The 11397-nt window shown below is 60.9% G+C and carries 10 protein-coding genes and 1 pseudogene; 7 read left to right on the top strand and 4 right to left on the bottom strand.

Going from position 1 to position 11397, the window contains the following annotated elements:
• The coding region (gene glpD / locus CAK78_RS18860) for a glycerol-3-phosphate dehydrogenase (RefSeq protein ID WP_094698298.1) at window positions 1-1434 on the bottom strand (1434 nt) is incomplete at its 3' end.
• 104 nt (window positions 1435-1538) lie between these two features.
• Between glpD and CAK78_RS22910 the strand changes: the two genes are divergently transcribed.
• Entirely contained in the window at window positions 1539-1676 is a 138-nt protein-coding gene (locus tag CAK78_RS22910) for a hypothetical protein (RefSeq protein ID WP_176452854.1), read from the top strand.
• Between the two features lie 79 nt (window positions 1677-1755).
• Here CAK78_RS22910 and CAK78_RS18855 read toward each other — a convergent pair whose 3' ends face one another.
• Entirely contained in the window at window positions 1756-2514 is a 759-nt protein-coding gene (locus CAK78_RS18855) for a DeoR/GlpR family transcriptional regulator (RefSeq protein WP_005299558.1), read from the bottom strand.
• A 101-nt stretch (window positions 2515-2615) separates the two neighbouring features.
• Window positions 2616-3971, bottom strand: coding sequence for a glycerol-3-phosphate transporter (glpT, locus tag CAK78_RS18850; RefSeq protein WP_005299556.1), 1356 nt, complete (start codon window positions 3969-3971; stop codon window positions 2616-2618).
• A gap of 487 nt (window positions 3972-4458) precedes the next feature.
• Here glpT and CAK78_RS18845 point away from each other — a divergent pair, with 487 nt between their 5' ends.
• From CAK78_RS18845 to CAK78_RS18830, 4 genes and pseudogenes are all read left to right on the top strand, one after another.
• Entirely contained in the window at window positions 4459-5307 is an 849-nt protein-coding gene (locus tag CAK78_RS18845; protein WP_005299554.1) for an MIP/aquaporin family protein, read from the top strand.
• A 54-nt stretch (window positions 5308-5361) separates the two neighbouring features.
• Window positions 5362-6864: a glycerol kinase GlpK gene (gene glpK / locus CAK78_RS18840; protein WP_005299552.1), complete on the top strand. Its 1503-nt coding sequence runs from the start codon at window positions 5362-5364 to the stop codon at window positions 6862-6864.
• Between the two features lie 198 nt (window positions 6865-7062).
• A pseudogene (locus tag CAK78_RS18835) lies at window positions 7063-9035 on the top strand (methyl-accepting chemotaxis protein).
• Between the two features lie 186 nt (window positions 9036-9221).
• Entirely contained in the window at window positions 9222-9458 is a 237-nt protein-coding gene (locus CAK78_RS18830; protein ID WP_094698297.1) for a hypothetical protein, read from the top strand.
• 92 nt (window positions 9459-9550) lie between these two features.
• Here the strand turns inward: CAK78_RS18830 and CAK78_RS18825 are convergent, their stop codons facing one another.
• Complete coding sequence (locus CAK78_RS18825) at window positions 9551-10453, bottom strand: LysR substrate-binding domain-containing protein (protein ID WP_094698296.1); 903 nt, start codon at window positions 10451-10453, stop codon at window positions 9551-9553.
• A 168-nt stretch (window positions 10454-10621) separates the two neighbouring features.
• Here CAK78_RS18825 and CAK78_RS18820 point away from each other — a divergent pair, with 168 nt between their 5' ends.
• A complete protein-coding gene (locus tag CAK78_RS18820) occupies window positions 10622-11008 on the top strand; it encodes a DUF6404 family protein (RefSeq protein ID WP_094698295.1) in 387 nt (128 codons plus the stop codon).
• A gap of 20 nt (window positions 11009-11028) precedes the next feature.
• The gene (locus tag CAK78_RS18815; RefSeq protein WP_176452853.1) at window positions 11029-11394 is read left to right on the top strand and encodes a VOC family protein; all 366 of its coding nucleotides are present in this window, start codon (window positions 11029-11031) and stop codon (window positions 11392-11394) included.
• Window positions 11395-11397: the final 3 nt, after the last annotated feature.

The following is an 11397-nucleotide window of genomic DNA, read 5'->3' as shown; positions in this document are numbered from 1 at the left end:
CTGCTGCTCGGCGTCGGAGAGGCGCAGCCCCAGCTTGCTGCGGCGCCACAGGATGTCTTCCAGGGTGCAGGCCCACTCCCGCTCGATAAGGTAGCGCACCTCGGCTTCGTACAGACCAGCACCAAAGTGCTGACCACGGGGCTCCTTGAGCCAGAGGCGGGCATGGGCGCCATAGGCCTCGGCAATGCGCAGGGCGCTGCGATCATCGAGCCAGTCAAACTCCAGCGCAAAGGCGCGCGCCAGTTCGCGCACCGAGCAGTCGAACTCGCCACCGGGCAACCGGCTGTTGGCGGTCCAGTCATCCCCCATCTTGCTGAACCAGGGCTTGAGCTTGTTGCAGGCAGCCTGAGCCAGCTTGCGGTAGGTGGTGAGCTTGCCGCCGAACACCGACAAGAGTGGTGCGCCATCAGATTCGCCAGACAGTTCGAGGGTGTAGTCGCGGGTCACCGCCTGCGGTGAATCGGACTCGTCGTCGCACAGCGGGCGCACCCCGGCGTAGGTCCAGATCACGTCTTTGGGGGCGATCTGGCGGGTAAAGTGGGCGTTGACCACCTTGCACAGGTAGTTGATCTCGGCGTCGCTGATCTTGGCTTCGCGCGGGCTGCCCTTGTGCTCCACGTCAGTGGTGCCAATCAGCGAGTAGTCCTGCTGATAAGGGATGACGAAGACGATACGGTTGTCCTCGTTTTGCAGGATGTAAGCCTCTTCGCGCTCATGGATGCGCGGCACTATCATGTGGCTGCCCTTGATGAGGCGAATGCCGCGCGGGGATTTCTCGTGCAGGCTCTCGTCATAGAAGGTCTTGACCCAGGGGCCGGCCGCATTGACCAGACCGCGGCAGGTGACGTTGAACTGCTCGCCCCCTTCCCGCTCCAGAGTCAGGGTCCAGTGTTTGGAGCCGCGCACCGCCTTGACGCAGCGGGTGCGGGTCTGCACGTCGGCGCCCTTGTCGCGCGCCATCATGGCGTTGAGCACCACCAGGCGGGCGTCGTCGACCCAGGCGTCCGAGTACTCGAACCCCTTGCTGATGTCGGCGGTGAGACCGTCCTGCGGCAGGAAGCGCACGCCGCAGCTGCCCTTGAGCTTGTCGCGCTTGGCCAGGTTGTCATAGAGGAAGAGGCCGGCGCGGATCATCCAGGCCGGGCGCAGGTGCGGGCGATGGGGCAGGCGAAAACGCATGGGGCGAGCGATGTGAGGGGCCATGCCGAGCAGCACTTCCCGCTCCGCCAGCGCCTCTTTCACCAGCCGGAATTCGTAGTGTTCGAGATAGCGCAGGCCGCCGTGGATCAGCTTGCTGGAGTTGGAAGAGGTGGCAGAGGCGAGATCGCGCGCCTCGAACAGGGCAACCTTCAGACCCCGCCCTGCCGCATCAGCCGCAATGCCTACCCCGTTGATGCCGCCGCCGACGACGACCAGATCATAATGTTCGCTCATGTTCACCTACTTTCTTATTTTGATCTTGCGAAACCGTCGCAATGTTTGATTTCGCTCATATTAGAGCATGAAAAAATGATAAACGAACATTTTATGGAGAAAATGTGATCGCGATTGTTTTGGCAATGCTAAAAATGCTGCCGGTCGGTGATAAAGCGGCAGGGCATGGGGAAAACGGGGGCAAGGCTGTGAGCGAGTTCGCGCTTTTTGGGGTAATCAGCGCGCCATCGGCAGTGGGATGAGGGCAAGCAGAAAGGCGGGAGGCTGAAAACGAAACGGCCGCCCGATGGCGGCCTGATGCTGGAGCGGATTAACGGCGACTCAGCAGATGTGACACTCGATCTGATGCTGGGACATCAGCCGCATCAGCTTCTCCGGCGGCTCCTGATCGGTGAACAGGGCGTGGATCTGGCTGAGGTTGCCGAGGTTGACCATGGCGTTGCGACCGAACTTGGTGTGGTCGGCGGCCAGGAACACCTGGCGGGAGTGGGCGATGATGGCCTGGGCGATCTTCACCTCGTGGTAGTCAAAATCGAGCAGTGAGCCGTCGCTGTCGATGCCAGAGATGCCGATGACGCCGTAGTCCATCCGAAACTGACCGATGAAGTCGCGGGTCGCCTCCCCCACGATGCCGCCGTCCCGGTTGCGAATTTCGCCGCCGGCGATGATGACGGTGAAGTCATCCTTGGCGGTGAGGATGCTGGCCACGTTGAGGTTGTTGGTGACCACGCGCAGCTCGCGGTGATCGAGCAGGGCGCGGGCGATGGCTTCGGTGGTGGTGCCGATGTCGATGAACAGCGACGAACCGTCGGGGATGTTGGCGGCCACTTCCCGGGCGATGCGCTCTTTCTCCTTGAGCTGCATCACCTTGCGGGCGCTGTAGGCGGTGTTGACGGTACTCGAATGCAGGGAGGCCCCGCCATGGTGGCGCCGGATCTTGTTCTGCTCGGCAAGATCGTTGAGATCCCGGCGAATGGTCTGGGGGCTGACGTCAAAATGGGTCACCAGATCCTCGGTCGAGACAAAGCCCTGCCGCGTCAGGACGTCCAGGATCTCCAGATGTCGTTGGGTTTGCTTCACGCTTGAACTCCGATGATGAGACGAAAAAAGGCCCCGGCAGATGCGGGGCCTTGGGCAGTTTACCTGATCCCTTTTCCAATCGATAAGGGCAGGATCACGTTTTATGCCTTATGAACAGCAGCCTTGGCGGCAATCGACTCGTTCTCGTGCTTGAGGGTCATCGCCAGCAGCACGATGGAGAGCAAGCAGGAGGCAGTCAGCACCATGAAGCCACCGTCCCAGCCGAAGTGGTCAACGGTGTAGCCCAGCATGGCGTTGGCCGCAACCGCGCCACCCAGGTAACCGAACAGACCGGTGAAGCCCGCCGCTGTACCGGCCGCCTTCTTCGGCGCCAGCTCCAGCGCATAGAGGCCGATCAGCATGACGGGGCCGTAGATGAGGAAGCCGATGGCGACCAGAGCCATCATGTCGATGGTCGGGTTGCCGGCCGGGTTGAACCAGTAAACCAGCACGGAAATGGTCACCAGCACCATGAACAGGATGCCGGCCGGGGCGCGGCGGCCCTGGAACATCTTGTCAGAGATCCAGCCGCACAGCAGGGTGCCCGGAATACCGGCCCACTCATAGAGGAAGTACGCCCAGGAGGACTTGTCGACGCTGAAGTCCTTGGCCTCTTTCAGGTAGGTGGGCGCCCAGTCCAGCACACCGTAGCGAATGAGGTAGACAAAGGCGTTGGCGATCGCGATGTACCACAGCAGCTTGTTGTGCAGCACGTACTTCATGAAGATTTCCTTGGCGGAAAACTCCTGCTCGTGGCTCTCGTTGTAATCCTTCGGATAGTCGTTCTTGAACTCTTCGATGGGCGGCAGACCCACCGATTGCGGGGTGTCACGCATCACGAAGAAGGCGATCACCGCGATGGCGGCAGCCGCGGCGGCCGGCACGTAGAAGGCACTGCGCCAGTCATTGAACCAGCCCATCCCCAGAATGAACAGCGGGCCTATCATGCCGCCACCCACGTTGTGGGCCACGTTCCAGACCGAGACGATTTCGCCCCGCTCTTTTTGCGACCACCAGTGCACCATGGTGCGACCGCAGGGCGGCCAGCCCATGCCCTGTGCCCAGCCGTTCAGGAACAGCAGCACGAACATGATGGCGATGCTGGAGGTGGCCCAGTGCATGGTCCCCATCATGAACATGATACCGGCTGACAGCAGCAGGCCGGCAGAGAGGAAGTAACGGGCGTTGGATCTGTCCGACACGTTCCCCATCAGGAACTTGGAGAGACCGTAGGCGATGGAAACGCCGGACAGGGCCAGGCCCAGATCACCGCGGGAGAAGCCCTGCTCGATCAGGTAAGGCATCGCCAGACTGAAGTTTTTCCGTACCAAGTAGTAACCGGCATAACCGAAGAAGATCCCGAAGAACACCTGCCAACGCATGCGTTTGTAGAAGGGGTCGACCTTGTCGGCCGGGAGCCTGTCTATGTGTGGTGCAGGCCTGAAGAGACTAAGCATGTTCTGCTTCCTTATTGTTGTTGTGGGCGGTTGAGGGTGCCCTGTCCATGCTGACCAATCAGAGGAGTCCCGATTCGAAAGCGAGCCTATTGTGCTCATATGTGAACATTTAATCTGTGATGCAGTCGGAAATATTGCAGTTTTATTACAAAAGAAAGCGCCAGATGAGTAATCACTCATCAGCCGCAATCCCTTGTGCAGCAAGGCTTATAGGTACCCACTAAGTGGTATAACCACGGTATCAACTTGCTTTCCGTCACATTTTCTTAGCAATGAGTGGGATCTTGTCCACATTTCCTGCGGGGAGGGAGTGGTGAATGGTCGATTTCGGTTTATTTTCTCTCTCGTCCGAGAACGAGCGCAAACGAGCATAACGTTTGCGTCAGCTCAAAAAACAAGAAGAAACGTTTTTGGGCGCAACAATGGGAATGAAAAACAACAAAACGGAACATCAAACCTACTCTGGGTGGATATAAGGAATAACGGTATGAGCATACAAAGACCCAATACCCTGCTTGGCGAGTGCATCGCCGAGTTTATCGGAACCGGCCTGCTGATCTTCTTCGGCGTCGGTTGCGTGGCCGCACTGGTGCTGGCCGGTGCCAACTTCGGGCAATGGGAAATCTCCATTACCTGGGGTCTGGGCGTCGCCATCGCCATCTATGTGACCGGCGGCATCTCAGGTGCCCACCTCAACCCTGCGGTCACCCTGGCGCTGATGACCTTCTGCGGGTTCGACAAGCGCAAGGTGGTACCCTACATCATCGCCCAGGTGGCTGGCGCCTTCTGCTTCGCGGCGCTGGTTTACTTCCTCTATGGTAACCTTTTCAGCCAGTGGGAAGTGACCCACAACGTGGTACGCGGCAGCGTCGAGAGCCTCGGCACCGCCGGCATTTTCTCTACCTACCCGAATGCCCTGCTCTCCAACATGCAGGCCTTCACCGTCGAGCTGGTGATCACCGCCGTGCTGATGCTGGGCATCATGGCACTGGGTGACAACAACAACGGCGCCCCCAAAGGCTTCGCCGCCGCCCTGCTGATCGGTATCCTGATCGCGGTGATCGGCGCATCCCTTGGCCCGTTAACCGGTTTTGCCATGAACCCGGCTCGTGATTTCGGCCCCAAACTGTTCGCCTTCCTGGCCGGCTGGGGTGACGTGGCCCTGACCGGTGGTCGTGACAACCCCTACTTCTGGGTTCCCATCCTCGGCCCCATCGTCGGCGCCCAGATCGGTACCGCGCTGTATGTGAAAGTGTTGGCTCCCTGTGTGCCGGGCAACCGTGTTGCCGCCACCGAGCAAGCTGCCCAAACCGCCAAAGAAGAGGCCGCCGCCTAAGAGCGGCCCTCCCCAACGTGTAAAAACGTGGAAAATAAAAACGTGGAGAACATCATGTCTGCTGAAAAGAAATATGTCGTCGCTCTGGACCAGGGTACCACCTCCTCCCGCGCCATCGTGTTTGACCAGGACGCCAACATAGTCGGTACCTCCCAGCGCGAATTCACCCAGCACTACCCGAAAGCGGGCTGGGTAGAGCACGACCCGATGGAGATCTGGGCGACCCAGTCCTCCGTGTTCACCGAAGTGCTGGCCAAGACTGGCCTTCGCAGCGAAGAGATCGCCGCCATCGGCATCACCAACCAGCGTGAAACCACAGTGGTATGGGAAAAGGCCACCGGCAAACCCATCTACAACGCCATCGTCTGGCAGTGCCGCCGCACCGCGGCCATCTGTGAAGAACTCAAAGCACGCGGCCTGGAAGAGTACGTCCGTGAAAACACCGGTCTGGTGCTGGATGCCTACTTCTCCGGCACCAAGGTGAAGTGGATCCTCGACAACGTGGAAGGGGCCCGCGAGAAGGCGATGAACGGCGAGCTGCTGTTCGGCACCATCGACACCTGGCTGGTGTGGAAGATGACCAACGGCGAAGTGCACGTCACCGACCCGACCAACGCCTCCCGTACCATGCTCTACAACATCCGCGATCTGAAGTGGGATCAGCGCATGCTGGACGAGCTGGGCATCCCCGCCTCCATGCTGCCGGAAGTGAAACCCTCCTCCGAGGTCTATGGCTACACCACCCGTGGCGGCGGCTCCCGCATCCCCATCGCCGGTATCGCCGGTGACCAGCAGTCTGCCCTGTTCGGCCAGCTCTGCTTCGAAAAAGGGATGGCCAAGAACACCTACGGCACCGGCTGCTTCATGCTGATGAACACCGGCACCGAGCCGGTTCGCTCCAGCAACGGCCTGTTGACCACGGTCGCCATCGGCCCGAAAGGGGAAGTGAATTATGCCCTCGAGGGTGCGGTATTTATGGGTGGCGCCACCATCCAGTGGCTGCGTGACGAGCTCAAGATCATTCACGATGCCCGCGACACCGACTACTTCGCCTCCAAGGTGGGCGACACCAACGGCGTCTACCTGGTACCGGCCTTCGTCGGTCTGGGCGCCCCCTACTGGGATCCGTATGCTCGCGGCACCATGGTCGGCCTGACCCGTGGCGCCAACCGCAACCACATCATCCGTGCCGCGCTGGAATCCATCGCCTACCAGAGCCGCGATGTGCTGGATGCGATGCAGCAGGACTCCGGCATCAAGCTGGCAGCCCTCAAGGTGGACGGTGGCGCGGTAGCCAACGACTTCCTGATGCAGTTCCAGGCCGACATGATGCACACCCCGGTAGTGCGTCCGACCCGGATCGAGACCACCGCCATGGGCGCCGCCTTCCTGGCCGGCCTCGCCGTCGGCTTCTGGAAGAGCTCGGAAGAGCTGGAAGACAAGTTCAGCGTGGACCGCGAGTTCATCCCGCAGATGGACCGCGACGATCGCGCCAAGCGCTACAACGGCTGGAAGAAAGCGGTCGAGCGTTCACGCCGCTGGGCCGAAGAGGAGTGATCGGGCAACCGATATCCTTGAAATAAAAACTGAAGAGGCCGACAGCAATGTCGGCCTCTTGTTTTATGGCCTGCCGGCCCCCCTGCCAACCGCCCCTGCCTTTATGACAATTTCATGTCGGCCATTCTCAATTGAGTTATCTATCTATAATCATCTCTTGGGTCGCATATGCGACCTTATTTAATACAGGAGAGCGTTATGGAGCGGGCGATACACCTTGTTAGACTGCAATCACTCTGGTCGGGGCTCGGGATCCGCAGCCGGATCCTGATCGGGGTAGCCATCCTGATGATCATTGCCATCAGCTGCATCACCCTGATCCTGGAACAGCTCTCCCACGACCAGGCACAGCAGCGGGTGGAACGCTATGAGCTGCCAAGCAGCGTGGAGCGCATCGCCAACCAGCTGACCGCCGAACTGACCCAGCACCTGACCGAAGCCGAGGCACTGGCGGGCAACAGCTTTGTCCTCGACTGGCTGAGTCAGGGCATGCCTGCCGAGCAGTGGCCAGCCATGGAGCGTTATTTTCAGGCGTTGCAGCAGCGCATTGGGGGCAATGTGTTTATCGCCCCGCGCCAAAGCGCTACCCTGCTCAACTTCAGCAAGGGCGCCATGGCCCAGAAACAGCTGAACGAGTCAGACCCGAAAGATGGGTGGTTTTATGGCTTTCTCAAACGTGGCAAGCCCTACGAGCTGAACCTCGACATCTCCGACTTTGACAAGCGTGCCTCCCTCTATATCAATACCGCCGTCAGCAAAGAGGGGCAGGTATTGGCGGTGGCCGGCACCTCCATCGACATGAGCGCACTGCGCAAACTAATCAGCAGCTACCGGATAGGCAAGAGCGGACAAGTCTATCTGGCCGATATGGAGGGGCATATCGAAATCCACCCCGAAGAGGAGCTCAAGGGGGCTGCTCACCATCAGAATACCTTCCTCGATACCGTCAGAGCGCTGATCCCAGCAGCCAGAGAACAGGTCGCGGTCAAGGCCCTCACGCTTGGGAAAGAGACCTATCTGATCGCCGTGCGCTACATTCCGGCACTCAATCGCCTGCTGATAGGCGAAATCAATGCAGCCGAACTGGAAGAGGGACGCAGCGAATCCCGCCGGCTCATCATCATGGTATCGTTGGCTATCGGCGGGCTAGCCATGCTGGCCTCCGCCTGGCTCGCCCACTCCATCAGTCGCCCCATCCGCCAGGCCGCCGACGGCATGCACCACATCACCGCCGATCGGGATCTGGCGACCCGCCTGGACTTTTCGGATCAGTCGGAGCTGGGCCAGATGGCGCAGAGCTTCAACCGCTTGATCCAGAGCCTGAACCAGAGCTTCTCCCGCTTCCAGCAGTCAGGCAGCGCCCTCTCGGCCCAGTCCTCCCAATCCCTGCATCAGGCCCAGGCCCTGGCAGGAGAGGCCTGCCAGCAGGCCCAGAGCATCCAGGAGCTGAGCAATGTGGTCGCCCTTATCGGTGACAATGCCGAGCAGATTGCCGGTCGCTCTGAGGGGGTCAATGAGGTGACCCACCGCATCGCCGACCACATGCTCGCCATCGAGCGGGACGTCAGTCAGAGTGCCCAGCAGCTCGACACCCTGCGCAGCAGCATCGGCAGCTCCTCCGCTCTGCTCGAAGAGGTGGTCAAGGACAGCAACAACATCACCCAGATCATGAACCTCATCCGTGACGTCTCGAACCAGACCAACCTGCTGGCGCTCAACGCCGCCATCGAGGCGGCGCGGGCGAGATGGGGCGCGGCTTTGCCGTGGTGGCCGACGAGGTGCGCCAGCTGGCGGTGCGTACCCAGACCGCCACCAAGGATGTGCAGGATCTCATCCTGCGCCTGCAGGAGGGCACCCGCCAGGCCAGCGGCTCCATGGCTGACTCCCGCACCCTGAGTGAAGAGAGCCATGAGCGCATGCATCAGGCCAGGGCGGTGTTGATGGATGCCAGCGGCCAGATCAAGCAGACCGCCCTCGAGATAAACGAGATCAGTGCGCTGGCCCAGGCGCAAGATCAACAGATGGGACAAGCCAGGGCGGCGCTGGACGAGCTGGCCATGGTGGCCGAGCATCAACGGGAGCACGCAGAAGAGAGCAATGCCGCCAGTCGCGAGCTGTTCGAACTGGCCAAGGCGATAGACGAGCAGATCCGCCAATACCGGATCGGCTGAGCCGCCCTCGCTCAAGCAAGACGCCACCCTGGGGTGGCGTTTTCATTTTGCGAACGATTTTGCATCACTCCCGAAACGGGAATGGCACGCACATACCCAACCATTTGATAAGTAACACGAAAAAATTTGGAACGGCCATTGCTTGTCATCGTTGAGTCATATCAGACGCAACCCAGGGACATCGCCATGAAGCCGACCACCACTCACACCCCCTCAGCCCGAGCCTGTGCCACCCACAAGGCAGAGCTGACCCCCCGCGAAGGCACCTTGCTGATGATGGTTGCCCAGTTGCTGGTGCTCACCTGCATCGTCCTGGCCACCACCCTGGCTGAGCTCCCCTGGTATGGGACGCTGCTGCTGGCCGTGCCGCCTGCCATCGGCGGCGCCCTGCTCAGCCGGGTATGGGGCAGATTGCCCCGCTAAGCCCTCTCCACCTTCCCAGGCAGACGGCCGCCCCTTGAGGCGGCCGTCTGCTTATCCGGTGCAGCCCCTGCCCTCTTCACCCGGCCGCGGGATCACAGGGCATGGCTTCCCAGCTGCTCCTTGAGAAAATCGAGCCAGACCCGCAGCCGGATGTCGCGCTGGGCATCGGAGTAGAAGACCGCATTGATGGGGCGCGAGGCGCCGCTGTTGCTGCGGGCCAGCACCTCCACCAGGGCCCCGCTCTCCCTGTCCTCCCCCGTCATGAAATCCGACAGACAGACGATCCCCTGCCCTCGCAGCGCCAGCTGGCGCAAGGTCTCGCCGCTGCTGGCGCGCAGGGTCGGGGTGATGGGAAAGCGATCCCCCTGCTCCTGGCTCAAGAGCGGCCAGTGGTTGAGGTGATCGGGGTGCAAAAAGCCGAGCAGCTCGTGCCCGCTCAGCAGATCCGCAGGCTGGCGCGGGGTGCCGCGTTCGCGCAAATAGTCGGGGGACGCCAGCAGTCGCAGCCGCGAGCGGCCCAGCGGCAGCGCCCGCAGGGAAGAGTCGGTCAGCTCGCCGATGCGAATGGCCATGTCCACCCGCCGCTCCATCAGGTTGATAAAGCCCTCGGAGCTGTGCAGTTGCAGCTCGATGGTGGGATAACGGCGGCGAAACTCGCCGATGATGGGCACCAGCCGGTGCAGGATAAAGGGAGTGGCGGCATCGACCCGCAATACCCCCTCCGGCTGCTCGCGGCGCATCAGCAGCAGCCCCTCCGCCTCGCTCATCTCGGTCAGGATCTTCACCGCCCGCTGATAGAACCAGCCCCCCTCCTCGGTCAGGCTGACCCGCCTGGTGGTGCGATTGAGCAGCACGGTGGCGAGCTTCTCCTCGAGCCGCTTGATGCCGCGACTCACCACCGAGTTGTCCATGCCGAGGTTCTCCGCCGCCTGGCGAAAACTGCCCGCCTCCACCACCGCCACAAACAGGGTCAGTTCATCAGAATGGGTCTTCATTGCTGCAATCCAGACAAGAGTAATGGGCCTTTATAGGCGCAATGTCCTTGGGTTGGCAAGACAGGCGTCGCTTCGTATCGTGATGCACCACCTGTTTTATCTCCGCCCTTGCCAGTACAATGTCGCCAACAGGCACCGTATGGCGCCACACCATAACAGGGACGATCCATGACATTCGACAACAGGCTGGCGGCCGCCCACCGGGAGCTGGCAGAGAAGGGCGTGCAGACGCTCAACTACAACCCGCCGATCACCTGGCTGCTGCGAAAGGCGGGGTTCACCATCAGGCCGCCCCACTACGAACGCTTTCTGGTCAATGTCCTTGCTCTGGGGATCCCCATCGGCGCTATCTGGGGGGTGTTGATGTGGTTCTTCGGCTGGCAACATGAGGTGAGCCCGGCATTTGCCCTGCGCCAGAGCCTGCTGTTCGGCATAGGGGTCGGTCTGCTGATGGCAACCTGGCACTGGTTTCGGCGCAAGCAGCTCAAGCTGACCCCTTGGGACGCCTTGCCCCACTCCACGATCCGCACGCAAAAACGCTGGCAACCGAAATAATCACCGACAAGGAGATCTTCATGATCAGGGCCCATGAAAAACTGAACTATGTGGAATTTGCGGCCAGGGATCTTGCCGCCACCAAGGCCTTCTTTCAGGCCGCTTTCGGCTGGCAATTTGCCGATTATGGCCCCGATTATTGCGCCTTCGAGGGAGAAGGGCTGGATGGCGGCTTCTATCGCACAGATCTTTGCAACCAGAGTGCGCAAGGCGGCGCCCTGCTGGTGTTCTACAGCGCCGATATTGTCACAACCCAGGCCAAGGTGACCAGCGCAGGGGGCACCATAGTTCGCCCCCTGTTCGACTTTCCCGGTGGCCGCCGCTTTCACTTTGTCGAGCCCAGCGGCAATGAATTTGCGGTTTGGTCCGAGCCGGCCGATATCTGAGAA

This window comes from Aeromonas sp. A35_P (assembly GCF_002259925.1).
Classification (GTDB): domain Bacteria; phylum Pseudomonadota; class Gammaproteobacteria; order Enterobacterales; family Aeromonadaceae; genus Aeromonas; species Aeromonas dhakensis.
Note: the sequence above shows the minus strand (reverse complement) of the source record. Positions and strands in the feature narration are given on the sequence as shown.